Origin of the sequence: Oceanobacillus caeni (assembly GCF_019037185.1) — a bacterium.
GTDB lineage: Bacteria > Bacillota > Bacilli > Bacillales > Amphibacillaceae > Oceanobacillus > Oceanobacillus caeni.
On record NZ_JAHHXM010000033.1, the window covers coordinates 1 to 18122 of the forward strand.

Below are 18122 nucleotides of genomic sequence, written 5' to 3' on the forward strand. Positions count from 1 at the left end.
TAGCCGAAAAAGTGTACAAAAATAGAGTGCCGGAAATATTGGTGTGAAAGACACACCGAGAAAAACTTGACACATACTTTTTCTATTATCTATTTGAATTTCAACATTTCTTAAGCTAAACTTAATATACGAATCTTAAATAGAGATAGGTGACAAAATTGACAGATTTCACACATTTTAATGAACATGGCCGGGCTAAAATGGTTGATATTTCGGATAAGAAAGAAACAGCACGAAAAGCCATTGCTAGATCTAGTATCCAAATGAAAAGAATCGTTTATGAAAATATCACAGAACAAAAAAATAAAAAAGGAGATGTTTTGTCTGTCGCTCAAGTTGCAGGTATAATGGCCGCAAAACAAACATCTACTTTAATACCGATGTGTCATCCCATTCCAATAAGTGGAGTGGATTTATCATTTGAATGGACTAACATCGAAAATGATACATACGAACTTATGATTAATGTCGAAGTAAAAACAGTAGGGAGTACAGGTGTTGAAATGGAAGCATTAACAGCAGCTTCTGTTACTGCATTAACTGTATACGACATGTGTAAAGCCGTTGACAAAGGGATGATTATTGGACAAACCTACCTTCTTGAAAAAAGTGGAGGGAAAAGCGGAAATTTTAAAAGAGAAAATAATTAAAACTGGAATAGCTTATTCCAGTTTTAATTATTGATCTGGTTTCATTCGATTAATGATCAAAAGCAATACAAATGAAAAACTTATACTAACAAGAACGTAGTACCAGGCGATGCTTCTAGCTCCAGTTTCTATTGCAAGATATATAGCTGTCGGGATAGTTTGCGTTTTTCCTGGTATATTTCCTGCAAACATTAATGTCGCACCAAACTCACCAAATCCCCTTGTAAAGCCAAGTACCAATCCAGTGACAATGGAGCGAGATGACAAAGGCAAAATAATCCTAATTAATACGGACCAATCATTTGCCCCATCCACCTTGGCTGCTCCAATAATAGTTTGATCTACTGATAAAAAACCTGTCTTAATAGATTGATAAATTAAAGGAAAAGCAACTACTAAAGCTGCAATAATAGCTGCTGTTGAAGTAAATAACACACTACCTCCAGTTACCGTCTCAATGGCTTGTCCTACCCAACTGTTTTTACCAAATATTACAATGAGAAAGAAACCAATAACTGTTGGTGGTAATACCAATGGCAAGAAGAATATCGTCTCTATAATTGCCTTGCCTTTCCTGTCTTTCTGTATCATCCAAAAAGCTGAAACGACAGCTAATAGAAATGCAATTATTGTTGCTACGCTTGCTACATAAAATGATAATTGAACGGGTTGCCATGACCATTGCATTTCTCTTTCACCTACTCTATTCGGTCCTTTTCATCCTCATTTTTGAACACTTATTGTAAATTGAAATCCATACTCTTCAAAAACTTTTTTAGCTGTTTCACTTGATATAAATTGATAATAGGTCTCTTTTGCTTTTAATTTAGCTTCATTTTCTTCGCCATTGTCAATAATTGCAGCATAATATTTGATTGGTGAGTGAATACTTTTGTCAAATTCCTGTAAAATATGAACGTTATCTGCCCGATTTACATCGCTTGAATATACAATACCTACATCTGCTGCACCTTCACGAACTAATGTGAGAACTTGGGATACATCCTTTGTTGTAACAAGACGATTCTGCTTTTCTAATGTGTCCCATGCTCCTAAGTTTGTTAAAGTTTCTTGTGCATATGTACCTGCTGGAACTGCTTCTGGCGTGCCAATCGCAATAGTCCCCTCACCTGCTAAGAATGAATCAAAAGATGATACTTCCGCTTCATTTTCCGAAATAAGTACAAGATTATTGGAAAGGATAGCTTCCCCTTCCATTACCCTTTGCTGTTCTACTAATTTTTCATAATCGATACTTGATGCCGATATAAATAAATCTATTGGTGCACCTTGTTCAATCTGCTTTCGTAGGGATCCGGAACCACCAAAATTGTATGAAATTTGAATTTCGGGATGCTCTTTTTCAAATGTATCTTGTAATTGCAGTAGAGCATCAGTTAAACTAGCAGCAGCCGAGATCGTTAATTCTATTTTCCCATCGCTGTCTTGCTCTTCAGATGAACATCCTGACAAGACAACCATTATTATAATCAAAATAAGTATGCTACATTTTTTCATGTTGCGGCTCCTTTTTAACGACCTATATCTTTATGAATCTCTTTAACGATATGCCCTAACTCAGGTAAGATGATTTGTTCCATTGCTAGTGTAACCGCACCGGTCGATCCTGGAATTGAAAATATAACACAATGATTCGCAACGCCACAAGTTGCTCTAGATAGAATACTCGCTGTGCCAATATCATGTTGAAAACTTAAATATCGGAATAATTCACCAAAGCCTGGCAGTTGTTTGTCAAATAATGGCTCAATCGATTCAATGGTTACATCACGATGAGAGATACCTGTCCCTCCATTTACAATAACTGCATCTATCTTTTCACTATAAATCGCTTTTTCCACAGCTAGTCGTATTTGATCACCTTCATCAGGTACTATTTGATAAAGATTGACTTGATGATCATATTTTTGTAAAAATTCCTTTATTTTTTTACCACTTTTATCCGTAGTTTTAATTCTTGTATCACTAACCGTAATGACAGCACATGAAATATGTTGTGATGCATGTTTCCGATGATCTGCCAGCATCTTGAACACTCCCTATCCTCATTTTATTCTTCAGTTTCAATCCATTTCTCATAGTCCGATCTTCTATTTATATTATAAAAAGCCTTTTCTTCCTCCATCGAAACATACTTTACTCTGCATTTTTTTAATAGCTCTTGAACAGATAATGTATTACTCTTGAGTTGAAGTTGAATAAGTCTTTTCACACGATAGTGATAGATGGAAAGGAGTGGTTGAATTTTACCCGAAACCACTGGGATTATGGCGTCAATATTTTTGTCCCTATGTAAAAGTAATGATTGGAATATATTTCCATTAATAAAGGGAACATCAATGGGAGAGATCACATACCAATCCCCTCGTATATATTCCATTCCACTAAAAATACCTGCTAAGGGGCCTAATCCCTCATACTCCTTCTTATCTGTTATTATAGCAAAATTCACTTCTTGCTCATAAAGAAATTTACCTATTAGGGTTGGGTTCGTAACCAATACGAAAGAATCCACAACACTACTCAAAGCATCAATAGAGTATTGATAAAAATATTTTCCATCCTTCCTCGCAAAAGCTTTTGGAGAACCAAATCTTCTTGATTGCCCTCCAGAAAGTACAATACCTATTATTTTATCTTTCATAATAAAACCCCATTCCATATAAAAGATTCACAAATTCGTAACCGAAAAGTTCCAAAATCATTTTTATTCAATGATAAAATAATGGTAGGAAATTGTTAGTTATGCAGACTAATGATTCCATACGTTCCATTTGCAATCAAAGGAGATGAAAGATTTGCAAACAAGTGTGTTATTAGATGCGAAAACGGAAGAAGATTTAATTTCTCCAGATCTCCGGGCACTATTAAATTCCATCAGTACCCAAAAGGTGATGGATGAGGAAACCTATCTTTTCCATGAGGGTACCGAAGCAGAAGAAATTTTTATCATTAAATCAGGACTCGTCCAAATCTCAAAGTTAACTGCCGATGGTAAAGAAATGATTTTACGAATTTGTAAACATAACGATATTATTGGTGAATTAACTTTATTCTGTAATGACCCCAAATATATACTAAGTGCAAAAGTTATGGAACGTGGTGAGGTTCATGTTATACAGAAAGAAATGTTAGAAAAGGCACTTATGACCAATAATGAGTTAACGTTTGAATATTTAAAATGGACCAGTAATCACATGAGAAAATATCAGTCCAAAATAAGGGATCTATTATTAAACGGGAAGAAAGGTGCCTTATATTCCACCCTTATCCGTCTTTCCAATAGTTACGGAGTTGTAAAGGACGAAGGAATATTAATTGATCTAGTTTTAACTAATCAAGAATTAGCTAAATTTTGTGCCGCAACTCGGGAAAGTGTCAATAGAATGCTTGTTGAATTAAGAAAATTAGATGTTATATCAATGGATAAAAGTGGTAAAATACTATTAAAAGATATCGATTATTTACGAGCAAAAATAGGCTGTGAAAATTGCCCAATCGAAATATGCAATATTAATTAAGAGATTAGAAAAACTCGCATTCACTAGTTCTTTAGCGAATGTGTTAGTTTTTCTTATACTTAGGCTTTTAACATTTTTACTTTGTCGGTTCACTTCCCGCTAACATTTTATATTTCCTAACGTATAAAATGTTATTTCTTTTTTTATTCTTTTAATCTCATTTCTTTCCATATCCATTGGTAAATCCTTTCCATCTCTGTAATATGAAATAAAGGAAAAGGACAGAAATTCTGTGTTAAAGGAATTCTACTGATGACAACCTTAATATTACTAACTTCTTCAACTAATCTAATGTCCTCTTCTTGACTTATTAGCACGATTTTTGGATATTTTTCCTTTTTAAATCCTTCGATTAATAATAAATCTACCTGCATGATTTTGTAAATTTCAATCATTTCACTTAGTTTCCAGTTTTTCTTGGATAATTGAAATAACCCATCTCCCTCTACACCTGCAATTAAAGATCCAGCACTCCGATGTTTTTCACTATCTGTACTACCTATTCCTTCTGGTACCCCACCATGGCCATGGTGTTTCAACGATGCTGTTCGAACTCCAATCGATGTAAAATACTCTATAAGTTTTGTTGTTAAGGTCGTTTTTCCACTATTTTTATAGCCGACGATTTGTAAAACAAACATTTAACCACCACTAACTGGGGGAATAAATGCAACTGTATCTCCAGATTTAACAATATCATTTTCCATTGCATATTCTTCATTTATTGCCGTCATTACTTGGTCTAATTGTAATAGACCATATTCATTTTTTATTTTCTTTTTTAACTCCTTAACTGAGATGGATTCTTCCTCCAATTCCAGTTGATCCTTCCCTACCTTTTCTTGTAAATCAGCAAATAATAAAATATGAATCATCTTTACACATCCTTTATATTTGGACTTCCGCTTGGGTAGGCAGCGGTTTCCAATTGATCTCCTATCCATGTTTCGCCATCTTCCCAATGTTCCTTCTTCCATATCGGTACTATTTGTTTAATGCGTTCAATGGCATATTCATTTGCTTCGTATGCTGCTTTTCGATGTGGAGAAGACACAGCAATGACGACTGCAAGATCAGAAATATCTAGATGCCCAATACGATGAGTAATAGCAACCTTTGTGTTGGGCCACTTTTCTTCTATTTCATCACCGATTTTAGTAAGCATTTTTACTGCCATTGGTTTATACGCCTGATATTTCAAATAGACGGTACGCTTTCCCTTCGTCCATTCACGTACAGTACCCATAAAAGTAGTAATAGCCCCTGCTTCTCTTCTTTTCACTTTTTCAATAATCGCTTCTACATCAATAGGCTCTTCAACGATTTCAAATAATGAATCAGTCATATTTTCTCTGACTCCTTCTCGTATTTACATCCATTGTTGTAAATTTTTCCATTGTAGTACCTTCTTGGTCTTCTAATAATATAACAGAAACCTCCATTCCAGCCTCATATCCACGTGTCCCCCCTGGTAGGACAATAAGAATATTAGCTTCAGCTAAAGAGGAAACAACGTTTGACTTGTCTAAACCGACCGGTGTTGCAACTAAACGACCACTTTCATAAGTTAAATGACCTCGAACAAAACGATCAAATGGATTGGGCTTAGGAAAATCAGACCCAAGAATGGCAACTTCTTTTTTCAAAAATGCATTTGTATGATGTAAGAAAGTTCGAATGATAGGTCGAGTATAAAGTTCAAAACCAACATAGCAAGCAGAAGGATTTCCAGAAAGACCATATAATAGCTTTCCTTCTATTTCAGCAACCGTTGTTACACTCCCTGGTCTCATCCCAATTTTATTAAATAAAACATTGGCATGTAGCTTGTTATATATTTCCGGTAAATAATCATAATCACCAACAGATACTCCACCTGTTGTTATTAAAATATCCACTTGACTCAGAGCATTTGCGACTTGGTTAAAGCATGTTTCAAACTCATCACTAAACTGACCAAAATAGATAGGCTCTCCACCCGCACGAATAATTTGTGATTGAACCATGAAAGCATTACTATTTCTAATTTTTCCTGGTTGTAACGGCTCATCAACACCTAATAATTCACTTCCAGTAGCTATGATTCCAATTTTAGGTTTCTTACTTACTGGAACCTTTTTATAACCGAATGTCGCAAGTAACGCAACAATACCAGGATTAATAAAGGTACCCTTCCTAACAAGAGATGTTCCTTTTTTCGTATCTTCTCCGGTAAAAGAAATATTGTCACCGGACTTCACATTTCTTTTCAATTGGATAAAAGACTTATTATCATTCTCAAACTCTTTCACCACTTCAAACATAACAACTGCATCACAACCATCGGGAATTTGTGCACCTGTCATGATCCGAACCACTTGACCTTCCGTTACTGTATCTTCAAAAACACTTCCTGCACCAATTTCTCCAACTACTTCTAACTCGATGGGATTGGCACTGGAAGCCGCTATTGTGTCTATAGAGCGTATAGCAAATCCATCGTATGGGGAACGATCAAATGGAGGTACATGATGATCGGCGATTAAATCTTCTCCTAAAAAACGGCCATAACTGTCTTCTATCGGAACATATTCTACCTTTCCACTTGTTGCAAAGTTCATCACTCGGGAAATAGCTTCATTCACTTTTATTGGTTTTCTTCTTTCTACCACGTTATTCACCTTCATCCTGCTAACTGATAATAGATACTTTTCGCTTTTTCAATAGAATTGGTCCCATGTATTAACGTTCTACCATCTTGAAAGAAAACAAGTCGATAAGACTCATATTCAATAGAAATTAAAAAGTCATTTACTTTTACTGGCGCAATTCTTTCCAAACGTTCTTTTAATAGATTTAAATTTTGCTTTTGGGATGTCCTAATTTGAACTGTATTTCTTCCACAAAGCACTTCTGATTTGGTTGTAGATTGATAATCTAAAGCTGGATAATTTGGATTTTCTCCACAAGCTGGGCAAGTCTGTTTTTTCGCCCTATCTACCTTCATCATATGGTAGTGATTATTCCATAAATCAAAAGTAACTAGTGAGGTACGTAGAGATTTTTGATTTTCGATTAAAATTTTTAGGGCTTCTGTTGTTTGATGAGCAACTACCATCTGAACTGCAGGTGAAATAATGCCGACTGAATCACATGTAGCTCCGGAAACGGGAATTGCATCTAGTAAACATCTTAGACATGGTGTTTGATTAGGTAAAATCGTATAACTCATTCCCGTACTTCCTACACATGAACCAAAAATCCAGGGAATAGAATACTTTTGTAACATATCATTAAGTAAAAACCGGGTATCAAAATTATCGGTTGCATCCATAACCAAATCGATACCTGTTAATAAAGGTTCCAGAGACGTTACCGAGGCATCCATGACATGTGCTTCTATGTCAATCTCTGAATTAATCTCTTGTAATCTTTTCTTTGCTGCAATAGCTTTTGGTATTTGGTTGTAGACATCTTGTTCTGTATATAGTTGCTGTCTTTGTAAATTACTTATTTCCACATAATCCCGATCAATCAGTGTTAATTTACCTACACCAGCACGAGCTAAGTTATCTGCGTTTGCGGAACCAAGAGCGCCACAACCAAGAATAAGCACATGTTTTTCGGATATTTTTTGTTGTCCTACTTTTCCAATTGGCTTAAATAACATTTGCCGTGAATATCTTTCCATCTACTTGTTCCCTTTCTATCCGCCAATATAAGACATTTCAATTTTGCTTCTACTTTTTGCTGATTCTTCTGTCCGTTCATCGGAATATCGGTCCGTACGATTATTCCATATACGTATCACTTCATCTTTAATCTCCAGATCCGATTTATCCGAACGTAAAAGCTCTCGAAAATCAAACCCATTTTCAGCAAATAAGCAAGTATACATTTTTCCATCCGCTGCAATTCTTGCTCTTGTACAAGTAGAACAAAATGATTCCGAAACAGAAGTGATAAAACCTACTTCTGTATTCGTTCCTACATAACGATAACGTTTAGCAACTTCACCAAGATAATCCGGATCAACTGGTTCCAAGTCAAATTGTTCGTTTAACTGTTCGTAAATTTGTTTTTTCGTAATAACTTTACTAAAATCCCAGGAATTTGTTTGTCCGACATCCATAAATTCAATGTATCTTAATATGATTCCTTGTTCTTTAAAATAAGCCGCCATAGGAACAACCTGGTGATCATTCATTCCTTTTTTAACGACCATATTCACTTTCACTTCAAGTCCAACTTCTTTTGCTTTCTGGATCCCTTTAAGAACACGTTCCGGTCCTACACCACTATCATTAATAGATTTGAATAATTCGTCATCTAATGCATCCAAACTTACATTGACACGCTTAAGTCCAGCTTCTTTTAATTTTTCAGCTAAATGACCTAATAAAGAACCATTTGTTGTTAATCCGATGTCTTCCAACTGATCGATTTTGGTTAATTTACTAATTAATGTTGGCAAATCCCTTCTCATAAGGGGCTCTCCACCGGTTAATCTAATTTTTCTAACACCTAGATCTACAAAAATTTTAGCTAACCGCTCTATTTCTTCAAAGCTTAATAATTGTTCTCTAGGCATAAATACAAAATCCCTGCCAAAAATCTCTTTCGGCATACAATAGGTGCATCTAAAATTACAACGATCAATAACAGAGATACGAAGATCCTTTAACGGGCGACCGAATTTATCTGTAATAACTGACACTTTGGATCTCTCCTTTTAGGGGTGGTTCCTTTTATCTATCATAAGAATAGTATATATTATTGTATCTGGCTTATCTGTTAAAAATGTCACTTAGTCTATTAATACATCATTATGATTAATATAGAACTTATTTCATGAATATGTCATTTTTTCTTATTTACTAATTTCACAAATTTATCTTCATACATTTTTCTTTTTGATGGCTGATTATTTCTGTTATAAAATTCGATGATTCCTGCTAAAGATTCTTCTAACAGTTCTTGATTACGAGTCTTTTCTATCATATTAAATCCTTTTACGTAACATATCTCCGCCTTATTCAAATCTTGATTAGGTAGATTTTCATAACAGTATGCTAATCGAATATATGTTAGCCCTTTTTCGTCTCTACAGTTCGGAATCTTTTCATAGATTGCTAGTGCATCTTGGTAATGCGTAAAAGCAAGTTCTACATTTTCTTGCTCTAAATGATTAAATGCAATTGCCTGTAACGTATTTCCATAGGCTATAGAATTTTTACGCCCTTCTTGTTCCAAACTTTGTAAAAACTCATCAAATACTTTCTGTGCTTCACCATAATCTTTTTTATCAGAGTATATTTTTCCTAATGCGTATAGAAATTGCATGCGAATTTTGGGAAACGCGTTAGATAATGGTAATCCTCTTTCCAGGTATTCCTTTGCCTGATCTAATTTAAACGTCCGGATAGAAATAGTACCGATTTTTGAATAAATATAAACAATCATGAAATGACTTTCTTCATATATTTTTAATAATTCGTTCAGTGCTTGTTTGTAATAATTAATTGCTCTGGGGAAATTCCCCATATTTTCATCAATTTCTGCTAACATTAAAACCGCTTTTGACATGTCTAAAGGATTTTCTTCAGGTAACTTGGCCATTAACTTAATTGCATCTGTAATTATTTTTCTTGCTTCTTTTAGATCAATATAAAAGTGAATCTCACCTATTTTTAATAATTCCCTAGCCTCTAAACGTTTATTATTATTCATTTGATAAGCTTCCATCAATTGTTTGTGTAGCTTTAAGGCACTTTGATAATCTTCTATTTTGATATATATGTCAGATAATTCATAAATAGTTGATAACAGTACGGGATGAGTTTCAGTTAATGACTCTCTAAAGTAATTCACTGCTTTTTCATACTGTTTCATTCCGTTCTCTATATTTTCTTCCATTAAAGAAACTCTAGCTAAACTGCTGAAAATCGTTCCATACGTATACGGATCTCGATATTCATGGTTATCTAATACCGCTAATAATTTAGCAAGTTCCATTCGTGCATTAGATTCTTGACCATACTCCATCTCTAAATAAGCATAATCCAAGTATGTATCAATGATCATTTCTAAATGGTTATTTTCTATTTTTTTTGACAAACGAAGCGACCTGCGACAATAGTCCCCTGCTTTATCATAATTTTTAACTTTACAATAAAATTTACCTAACGTGCTTAAAGCATAGAATTGCTCTTCGACTGTTAAATTTTGCTGCTCGAGATGGATTTCCAATTCTTTTATTTTTTCTTTTACCTTTTCTGTATCGCCATCAATAATCGTTTCTCTAATGTCTTCATAATAATCGAGGGGAGAATCTATTTTCATGATCATACTTTATCACTTCCTGTCTATATATTCTTAATCCGGGGATATTAAAATAACACGTGCAGTGTTATGAGGAAAAACAAAGAGATTCCCAATCGTAAATGAATTCTACGTAATTTTCCGGTTGGTTTCATTAGTCTCCACCAACCAGTCATGACCATAAAAATCAAATTAATCAACGCCAATAATCCAAAAATCATTTTAATATTGGTAAATGAAAAGCCGTACCAATATCCAATAAAGAAAACATGAATCATAATAATGACAAGCGCAATCGTCCCTGTATAGCGGTGAAAAGGCATCACTTTTTTAGACAAATTAGCCAGCTTAATTTTCGTTTTCCGATCATCTACATTTCGAATCGTGGAAAATACTGCATTTCTCGTCCAGTTAAATAAGAAAAATAAAAAACCAATCAATCCGAAAATAATTGGTAACGTTAATTTAGGAAATGAAAAATACGTAACCACTCGAACGATTACAATGACCAATAATGCTGTATTCCAATAAAACCATTTACTCATGAGAATCTTCCTTTAATGAATTACAATAATAGTATTTCGAGGTTGGGAAAAAATGTTTTATCAAAAGGAAAATCCGAACTTTACAGAAGTTATGGAGTAGATAAACCGCTCCGGAAATATACTTCGCTTTCCGCGGGCGGCTGGTGAGCCTCCTCGCGCTAACGCACTGCGGGGTCTCACCCAGGCCTTTTTTCCCGCAGGAGTCTACGTATATTTCCTCCGCTAATTCTGTGGGATTGTTCGATTTTTGAGTTAAACATTTCGTTATGTCCCAACCTCTTTTTAGTTTATCAATAACTTTCTTTATTCGTTGGGATTCTTCGTTTATAGATAACATAGCTTCTGCTTAAATAACGAATTGGGAAGCTAAATGCATGCACCAATCTAGTGAATGGCCAAGCAGCGTATAATGCAAATGTGCAGTAGATGTGTATTTTAAACCAAATAGGTACAGTTGCCATTAGTTCGGGCTGTACATTAAAAATAAATAAACCTCTCAACCAAGGTGCAATCGTTGTTCTGTAGTCAAACCCATTAGGATCAACATTAAAAGTAGTCGCAATAAGTCCAGTTGCAATGGCTAATAGAATAAAAAACAATGATACCCAGTCACTCGGCGAAGTAGTCGCTTTTATCCGTTTCACACTCATTCGACGATAGGTTAAAAGGAAAATTCCTACAAAAGCAGCAATTCCAGCTGGTACTCCAAAGCTTATGGCTACCATATGATACATATGCTCCGTAATTCCTAAAGCATTATATAATCCTACAGGTATAATCAATCCTAATACATGACCACCGAATACGAATATTATTCCCCAATGAAATAATAGTGAACCAATTCTTAGACTTTTTTTCTCTAAAAATTCACTTGATTTCGTTGTCCATCCGAATTGGTCTTTTTGATAACGATAAATATGTCCACCAATAAAAATGGTTAATATAATATATGGAAATATTCCCCATAATAGCAAATCCATCTTTATCCCCTCCTAATATTGAGCTGAAAACGTAAGCTCGAGCGCATCAAATAAAAGAGAGTAGAAACTATCTTGTTCCTTTAATTTGCCGTGGATTTCAGCTATTGCTTTATCATGCATTTGAAGCAATTCATTACTTATTTCCACAGGAACATGAGCACAAAATTCTAACATGAGTGGTAAATAATCTGGCAATTCTTTATCTGTTACGTCAAAACCATGTGCCTCGTAATATTTTTTTAGTTTTAATAGCTCTAATCCTCGTTCTCTTTGCTCGCCTAATTTTAAATAGGTCACATAAAGGTTCGTTAGTTTTCCAAAATCAAAATGCTCTATATAATGGGTCACCCAATCATCTAATGATCTACCTTCAATTTCTTGAATGAAACTCAATACCTTTTCCTTAAAACAGTCTTCTTCGGTCTCTTCTATTTCTTTCTTAAGTTCAGGTAACATATTTTTTAGTTCTTCACTTGGATAGGATAAAAGAAAGGAAATCATTTGATAGTTAAATGAGTTCATCATCAAACCTCCTCTTATAGATAGGATGATAGAATTTGGGTTTTCTATCATCCCTTCAAATAATTAATGCAATACACCACAACTTCCTGGTCCCCCAGCAAAGTCTAAGCCACATGCGCCTTGTTCTACGTATAGATCCGCTACTTCTTCTTTATGACTCTTGGGAATAACAAATCGATCATCATATTTTGCAATAGCTAATAAACGATACATTTCTTTGATTGCTTTTTCCGTTAAACCAAGCTCTGAAATGATGTCTTTATCAAAATCTTTACCAGTCTGTTCTGCTCTCATAAAGCTGCGCATCACTGCCATTTTCTTAAGTACCGTACGAATATGGCCTGTGTCTCCTGCAGTCAACAGGTTAGCAAGGTATTCAATCGGAATACGCATTTCATCAATTGCTGGGAAAATATCAGCAGTATCAGCTGTACTTCCCTGTCCTTCAATCATGTTCATAATAGGACTTAATGGTGGAATATACCAAACCATTGGCATCGTTCTATATTCTGGATGTAATGGCAAAGCAATCTTCCAATCAATAATCATTTTATAAAGTGGAGATTGTTGTGCAGCTTCAATCCAGTCCATTGGAATTCCATCTTTCTTCGCTTGCTTAATAACTTCTGGATCGTTTGGATCTAGGAAAATGTTTAATTGAGCATTGTACAGTTCTTTTTCATCTTCAACGGACGCCGCTTCCAATACACGATCTACATCATAAAGCATGATACCGATATAACGGATACGACCCACACAAGTTTCTGCACAAATCGTTGGTTGACCATTTTCAATTCTTGGGAAACACATGGTACATTTTTCTGCTTTATTTGTTTTCCAGTTAAAATACACTTTTTTATATGGACAAGAAGTTGTACAATGTCTCCAAGCACGGCAGGCATTTTGGTCAACAAGTACAATACCATCTTCATCTCGTTTGTACATGGCACCAGATGGACAAGATGACACACATGGTGCATTAATGCAATGTTCGCAAATACGTGGAAGATACATCATAAATACTTCTTCAAATTCTGTTTTAATAGATTCTTCCATTTGAATAACGTTAGGATCACGCAAACCAGTAATATGTCCTCCAGCTAAGTCATCTTCCCAGTTTGGTCCCCATTCAAGATCCATGAATTCACCAGTGATAGCTGATTTTGCACGGGCAACAGGTTGGTGGTTTCTTTCCTTACTGTTTGTTAGAGTTTCATAATCATAGTTCCATGGTTCATAGTAATCATCCATTTCTGGTTGATTCGGATTGTAAAACAAATTCATTAATCGATTCGTTTTAGAGCCTGATTTCAACCGTAATTCACCATTATGAAGCTCCCAGCCACCTTTATATTTTTCTTGGTCTTCCCATTGTTTTGGGTAACCAACGCCTGGTTTCGTTTCTACGTTATTAAAATACATGTATTCTGCACCCGGACGATTGGTCCATGTATTTTTACATGTCACACTACATGTATGACAACCAATACATTTATCCAAATTCATTACCATTCCGACTTGCGCTTTAATCCTCAAGCCAATCTACCTCCTTCATTTTACGGATTACTACATTTAGGTCTCGTTGGTTTCCTGTTGGTCCATAATAGTTAAATCCGTAACTTAATTGTGCATAACCACCAATCATATGAGTTGGTTTAACATGAATACGAGTTGGACTATTATGTGTACCACCACGGTTTTTCGTTAGGTTAGTTCCTGGTGTATGAATATGACGATCCTGTGCGTGGTGCATAAATGCCATCGTTCTAGGGATGCGGTGAGAAACAACCGCTCTTGCTACGACAACACCGTTTCTATTGAAACATTCAATCCAATCATTATCTTCTACATCAATTTCAGCCGCATCATCTTTATTTAGCCAAATGGTTGGCCCACCACGGAATAGTGTTAACATTGGCTGTGCATCAAAGTACATACTATGGATGGACCATTTGTTATGTGGGGTTAAGTAATTTAATGTTATTTCCTTCCCTTCCACATCAGGGCGTTTGGCATTAAATGGTTTCTGATTCAAAATTGGTTTAAATGTTGCAAACGACTCACCAAATTCTTTCATCATTTCGTGATCGACAAAGTAAGACTGACGACCTGTTATGGTTCGAAATGGAATCATTCTCTCAATATTGGTTGTAAAAGGAGAGTACCTTCTTCCACCTTTTTCCGATCCACTGAATGCTGGTGATGTAATAACCGTTTTAGGTTGGGCGGTTATCGTTTCAAACGTAAATAATTCTTCTTCTCTCTCTTCAGCCAAATCTCTCAATTGTAGGTTTGTTTTTTCTTCTAAAGCTTCCCATGCTTTGACAGCAACTTTTCCATTTGTTGTTGATGAGAGCATTAAAACAGCATCACATGCGTCTTTTGCATTCGTAATATTAGGACAACCATCGGCAATAGAACCATTATCAATGGTGCCAAATGTGCGTTTTGCTTGTTCATATTCTTTTTCCATGGACCAATTGATTCCTTTACCGCCATACGCCCCTGTTGCAATATTAGGACCAAGAGATATCATTTTGTTATAAATATTTTTATAATCTCGTTCCACTACATGGATTTGTGGCATGGTTTTACCTGGGATTGGTTCGCAATCTCCCTTAGACCAATCTTTGATTTCCCCATATGGTTGTGCCATTTCTGCTTTCGTATCATGATTTAATGGAGTAGCAACAATTTCTTTTATCATATCCATGTCGATTTCTTCCGCTAAATCAGAAACACCTTTAGCTAATGCTTTGAAAATATCCCAGTCTGATTTCGCTTCCCAAGGAGATGAGATGGCTGCGTTAAATGGATGAACAAATGGATGCATGTCTGTACTTGATAAATCGTGTTTTTCATACCAAGTAGACGCTGGCAAAATAACATCAGAATATAAAGCTGTACCTGCCATCCGGAAATCAAGATTAATAAGAAGATCTACTTTTCCTTCAGGGGCTTCCTCCCGCCATGTAATTTCCTCTGGGCGGATACTGTCTTCATCATCATTTAGTACACCATGTTGAGCTCCAAGTAAGTGTTTCAAGAAATACTCATGCCCTTTTCCGGAACTTGAAATTAAGTTTGCTCTCCAAACAAATAAGTTTCTCGGGAAGTTCACCGGATTATCTGGATCTTCAATCGCGAATTGTAATTCCTTTTCTTTTAATTGTTTTGCAACATAATTTCCAATTTGTTCGGTGGTTTCATTACCTGCTTCCACCGCTTCGTTGTATAAATCAATTCCGTTTTTATTAAATGTAGGATAAGAAGGTAACCATCCTAACCGTGCAGCTAAAACATTGTAGTCTGCTGGATGTTCATACCTAGACTTTTCAACCGTTGCACTTGTAAGTTCACTAATTGGTGTTTCTTCATAACGCCATTGATCTGTGGCAAAATAAAAGAAAGAAGTACCATTTTGAAATTTCGCCGGTCCGCTCCAGTCTTTTGCAGATTGAATGGTAGACCATCCTTCTACGGGACGTAATTTTTCCTGTCCTACATAGTGGGCCCAGCCACCACCATTCACACCTTGTGCTCCAACCATAAGTATTAGGTTAACAATGGCACGGTAAATCGTATCGGAATGGTACCAGTGGTTAATTCCGGCTCCCATAATAATCATGGAACGACCCTTAGTATCTATTGCATTCTGAGCAAATTCGCGAGCAATCTTAATGACTAAGTTTCGATCAACTCCAGTAATTTGTTCTTGCCATGCTGGTGAAAATGGTGCGACCTCATCATAAGACGCGGCAACCTCTCCACCAATGCCCCGATCAATTCCATAATTCGCTAGCATTAAGTCGTAAACAGTTGCAATGTATTCGGTTTTTCCTTGGATTTCTATTTTTTTAACCGGAACTGCACGAGATAAAACCTTTCTCGTTTCCGCATCAAAGTATGGCATATTTACGAGAACAACTTCATCTTCCATTCCAAGAAAACTTAAAATAGGTTTAATTTTTTCATTTGTATTTTCATCAATTAGTTTTAAATTCCATTTTCCTTTCTCATCCCAACGAGAGCCCATCGTACCATGTGGAATGGAAAATCCTTCAGTAAGACTGTTGTACATCGCTGGTTTCCATTCATTATTTTCAGATTCAATTCCTAAATCTTTTGCATGTAAAAATCGATCTGCAGTAAAAGCTCCATTTTCTTTTTTTAATCGAACGGAAAATGGGAAATCTGTGTATGTCAGAGCGTAATCTTCAAAGTAAGGAGTCATGTTTTTATGATAGAATTCATTTAAAATAACATGCCCCATCGCCATTGCCACTGCACCATCTGTCCCTTGTTTAACAGATAACCAGTCATCAGCAAATTTTGTTGATTCTGCATAGTCTGGACTAACTGAGACAACTTTTGTTCCTTTATACCTTGCCTCAACTAAAAAGTGAGCATCCGGTGTACGTGTTAGTGGAACATTAGAACCCCATGTCATAATATAACTAGAATTAAACCAATCTGAGCTTTCAGGAACATCCGTTTGATCTCCCCAAATTTGCGGAGATGCTGGCGGTAAATCAGCATACCAATCATAAAAACTTAACATTTGCCCACCTAGTAAATGCATAAACCGGCTGCCAGATGCGTAACTAAGCATAGACATCGCTGGAATTGGTGAAAAACCAACATTTCGGTCCGGACCATATTTCACAACAGTATAAAGGCAAGATGCTGCTATAAGTTTCGTTACTTCTTCCCAATCTGCACGAACTAATCCGCCTTTTCCTCTTGCTTGCTTATAGGATTTAGCTTTTTCTTTATCTTCTACAATACTCTTCCAAGCTTCTAGTGGATTGTCATGTACTTCTAAAGCTTCTCTCCATAAGTCGAGTAATCTTTTTCTAACATACGGATATTTCACACGTAATGGACTATAAATATACCAAGAAAAACTGGCCCCTCTTGGACAACCGCGGGGTTCAAATTCTGGCATGTCAGGTCCTGTCGTCGGATAATCCAATGCTTGACCTTCCCATGTAACAATTCCGTCTTTCACGTAAATATTCCAGCTACATGAACCAGTACAGTTCACACCATGTGTTGAACGGATGACTTTATCATGTTGCCACCTTCTGCGATAAACGTTCTCCCAATCTCGATTACCTTCTTGTAATTGACTATGTTTATTAGAATACGTTTCTTTTGGTTTTAAATAATTTAGTCGTTGCCAAAGTGGAGACGGCTTCTTCCCCATTGTGATCCCTCCAGTAAAATACTCATTCTTTCTATGTACATTAAAGCATTTCATTTTATCCTGCGTTGTGAAAAACATCACACCTTTATGCACTGTCAAATTTTGGTCAAATTTGGAACAAAAGCACAAGCGCCCGTTTAGCGACGTACGGACTGCGCCTGGCCATGCCAGGTGGTCCGATGTTGCCGCGCAAAGCGGCGGTTTTAATCGGACATTCCACTTCCGTAGGAGATAAAGGAAACATGCCCCTTCATAGGGGTATGCCGACGTTGGCCGCAAAGGCCGTACTTAGTCGGCCTTCCTTTAGTACTTTGAGTCGATGTTGACTTTCACCGCAAGGGTATAAGTGCGACTAAGCCTCTGGTTTCACCAAT

18 protein-coding genes are annotated in these 18122 nt (G+C 36.0%); 2 read left to right on the top strand and 16 right to left on the bottom strand.

What is annotated here, in order from left to right; all coding sequences use genetic code 11:
• Positions 1-158 precede the first annotated feature (158 nt).
• Complete coding sequence (gene moaC / locus KM885_RS14390) at positions 159-650, top strand: cyclic pyranopterin monophosphate synthase MoaC (RefSeq protein ID WP_216884182.1); 492 nt, start codon at positions 159-161, stop codon at positions 648-650.
• A gap of 27 nt (positions 651-677) precedes the next feature.
• Here the strand turns inward: moaC and modB are convergent, their stop codons facing one another.
• Genes modB through mobA form a run of 4 tightly spaced genes read right to left on the bottom strand, consistent with a single transcriptional unit; the run spans position 678 to position 3315 of the window.
• Positions 678-1337, bottom strand: coding sequence for a molybdate ABC transporter permease subunit (gene modB, locus KM885_RS14395; RefSeq protein WP_216884183.1), 660 nt, complete (start codon positions 1335-1337; stop codon positions 678-680).
• A 36-nt stretch (positions 1338-1373) separates the two neighbouring features.
• Positions 1374-2168, bottom strand: a complete 795-nt coding sequence (gene modA / locus KM885_RS14400; RefSeq protein WP_047186275.1) for a molybdate ABC transporter substrate-binding protein — start codon at positions 2166-2168, stop codon at positions 1374-1376.
• 14 nt (positions 2169-2182) lie between these two features.
• Positions 2183-2698, bottom strand: a complete 516-nt coding sequence (locus KM885_RS14405) for a MogA/MoaB family molybdenum cofactor biosynthesis protein (RefSeq protein ID WP_047186276.1) — start codon at positions 2696-2698, stop codon at positions 2183-2185.
• 23 nt (positions 2699-2721) lie between these two features.
• Positions 2722-3315, bottom strand: coding sequence for a molybdenum cofactor guanylyltransferase (gene mobA, locus KM885_RS14410; RefSeq protein WP_047186277.1), 594 nt, complete (start codon positions 3313-3315; stop codon positions 2722-2724).
• Between the two features lie 250 nt (positions 3316-3565).
• Here mobA and KM885_RS14415 point away from each other — a divergent pair, with 250 nt between their 5' ends.
• Entirely contained in the window at positions 3566-4192 is a 627-nt protein-coding gene (locus KM885_RS14415; protein ID WP_370447408.1) for a Crp/Fnr family transcriptional regulator, read from the top strand.
• A 143-nt stretch (positions 4193-4335) separates the two neighbouring features.
• Here KM885_RS14415 and mobB read toward each other — a convergent pair whose 3' ends face one another.
• From mobB to KM885_RS14475, 12 genes are all read right to left on the bottom strand, one after another.
• Complete coding sequence (gene mobB, locus KM885_RS14420) at positions 4336-4833, bottom strand: molybdopterin-guanine dinucleotide biosynthesis protein B (protein ID WP_047186279.1); 498 nt, start codon at positions 4831-4833, stop codon at positions 4336-4338.
• Positions 4834-5067 carry a molybdopterin converting factor subunit 1 gene (gene moaD / locus KM885_RS14425; protein ID WP_047186280.1) on the bottom strand — a complete coding sequence of 78 codons (234 nt, stop codon included), beginning with the start codon at positions 5065-5067 and terminating at the stop codon, positions 4834-4836. It abuts the gene before it with no gap.
• Between the two features lie 2 nt (positions 5068-5069).
• Entirely contained in the window at positions 5070-5537 is a 468-nt protein-coding gene (locus KM885_RS14430) for a molybdenum cofactor biosynthesis protein MoaE (protein ID WP_047186281.1), read from the bottom strand.
• Complete coding sequence (locus KM885_RS14435; protein WP_244987034.1) at positions 5530-6858, bottom strand: molybdopterin molybdotransferase MoeA; 1329 nt, start codon at positions 6856-6858, stop codon at positions 5530-5532. The genes KM885_RS14430 and KM885_RS14435 overlap by 8 nt, the downstream gene beginning before the upstream one ends.
• The gene (locus KM885_RS14440; protein WP_047186283.1) at positions 6855-7862 is read right to left on the bottom strand and encodes a MoeB/ThiF family adenylyltransferase; all 1008 of its coding nucleotides are present in this window, start codon (positions 7860-7862) and stop codon (positions 6855-6857) included. Before KM885_RS14440 ends, KM885_RS14435 begins: the two co-directional genes overlap by 4 nt.
• Positions 7863-7877: 15 nt before the next feature.
• Positions 7878-8888, bottom strand: a complete 1011-nt coding sequence (gene moaA, locus KM885_RS14445; RefSeq protein WP_047186284.1) for a GTP 3',8-cyclase MoaA — start codon at positions 8886-8888, stop codon at positions 7878-7880.
• 143 nt (positions 8889-9031) lie between these two features.
• Positions 9032-10519 (bottom strand): tetratricopeptide repeat protein, encoded by a 1488-nt coding sequence (locus tag KM885_RS14450; RefSeq protein WP_047186285.1) that lies wholly within the window; start codon positions 10517-10519, stop codon positions 9032-9034.
• Positions 10520-10560: 41 nt separating this feature from the next.
• Positions 10561-11037 carry a hypothetical protein gene (locus KM885_RS14455; protein WP_047186286.1) on the bottom strand — a complete coding sequence of 159 codons (477 nt, stop codon included), beginning with the start codon at positions 11035-11037 and terminating at the stop codon, positions 10561-10563.
• Positions 11038-11327: 290 nt separating this feature from the next.
• Positions 11328-12017 carry a respiratory nitrate reductase subunit gamma gene (gene narI / locus KM885_RS14460; protein ID WP_204797843.1) on the bottom strand — a complete coding sequence of 230 codons (690 nt, stop codon included), beginning with the start codon at positions 12015-12017 and terminating at the stop codon, positions 11328-11330.
• 12 nt (positions 12018-12029) lie between these two features.
• Positions 12030-12539, bottom strand: coding sequence for a nitrate reductase molybdenum cofactor assembly chaperone (gene narJ, locus KM885_RS14465; protein ID WP_052771784.1), 510 nt, complete (start codon positions 12537-12539; stop codon positions 12030-12032).
• 63 nt (positions 12540-12602) lie between these two features.
• Positions 12603-14075 (bottom strand): nitrate reductase subunit beta, encoded by a 1473-nt coding sequence (gene narH, locus KM885_RS14470; RefSeq protein WP_204797844.1) that lies wholly within the window; start codon positions 14073-14075, stop codon positions 12603-12605.
• Positions 14065-17748 (bottom strand): nitrate reductase subunit alpha, encoded by a 3684-nt coding sequence (locus tag KM885_RS14475; protein WP_060668351.1) that lies wholly within the window; start codon positions 17746-17748, stop codon positions 14065-14067. The genes narH and KM885_RS14475 overlap by 11 nt, the downstream gene beginning before the upstream one ends.
• Positions 17749-18122: the final 374 nt, after the last annotated feature.

Bases quoted from the DNA above. Each gene is read 5' to 3' on its own strand.
- mobB (WP_047186279.1), bottom strand. From the start codon at position 4,833: ATGTTTGTTTTACAAATCGTCGGCTATAAAAATAGTGGAAAAACGACC.
- narJ (WP_052771784.1), bottom strand. From the start codon at position 12,539: ATGAACTCATTTAACTATCAAATGATTTCCTTTCTTTTATCCTATCCA.
- KM885_RS14430 (WP_047186281.1), bottom strand. From the start codon at position 5,537: ATGACTGATTCATTATTTGAAATCGTTGAAGAGCCTATTGATGTAGAA.
- KM885_RS14405 (WP_047186276.1), bottom strand. From the start codon at position 2,698: ATGCTGGCAGATCATCGGAAACATGCATCACAACATATTTCATGTGCT.
- KM885_RS14415 (WP_370447408.1), top strand. From the start codon at position 3,566: ATGGATGAGGAAACCTATCTTTTCCATGAGGGTACCGAAGCAGAAGAA.
- mobA (WP_047186277.1), bottom strand. From the start codon at position 3,315: ATGAAAGATAAAATAATAGGTATTGTACTTTCTGGAGGGCAATCAAGA.
- moaD (WP_047186280.1), bottom strand. From the start codon at position 5,067: ATGATTCATATTTTATTATTTGCTGATTTACAAGAAAAGGTAGGGAAG.
- KM885_RS14475 (WP_060668351.1), bottom strand. From the start codon at position 17,748: ATGGGGAAGAAGCCGTCTCCACTTTGGCAACGACTAAATTATTTAAAA.
- modB (WP_216884183.1), bottom strand. From the start codon at position 1,337: ATGCAATGGTCATGGCAACCCGTTCAATTATCATTTTATGTAGCAAGC.
- KM885_RS14435 (WP_244987034.1), bottom strand. From the start codon at position 6,858: ATGAAGGTGAATAACGTGGTAGAAAGAAGAAAACCAATAAAAGTGAAT.
- narI (WP_204797843.1), bottom strand. From the start codon at position 12,017: ATGGATTTGCTATTATGGGGAATATTTCCATATATTATATTAACCATT.
- modA (WP_047186275.1), bottom strand. From the start codon at position 2,168: ATGAAAAAATGTAGCATACTTATTTTGATTATAATAATGGTTGTCTTG.
- KM885_RS14450 (WP_047186285.1), bottom strand. From the start codon at position 10,519: ATGATCATGAAAATAGATTCTCCCCTCGATTATTATGAAGACATTAGA.
- KM885_RS14440 (WP_047186283.1), bottom strand. From the start codon at position 7,862: ATGGAAAGATATTCACGGCAAATGTTATTTAAGCCAATTGGAAAAGTA.
- KM885_RS14455 (WP_047186286.1), bottom strand. From the start codon at position 11,037: ATGAGTAAATGGTTTTATTGGAATACAGCATTATTGGTCATTGTAATC.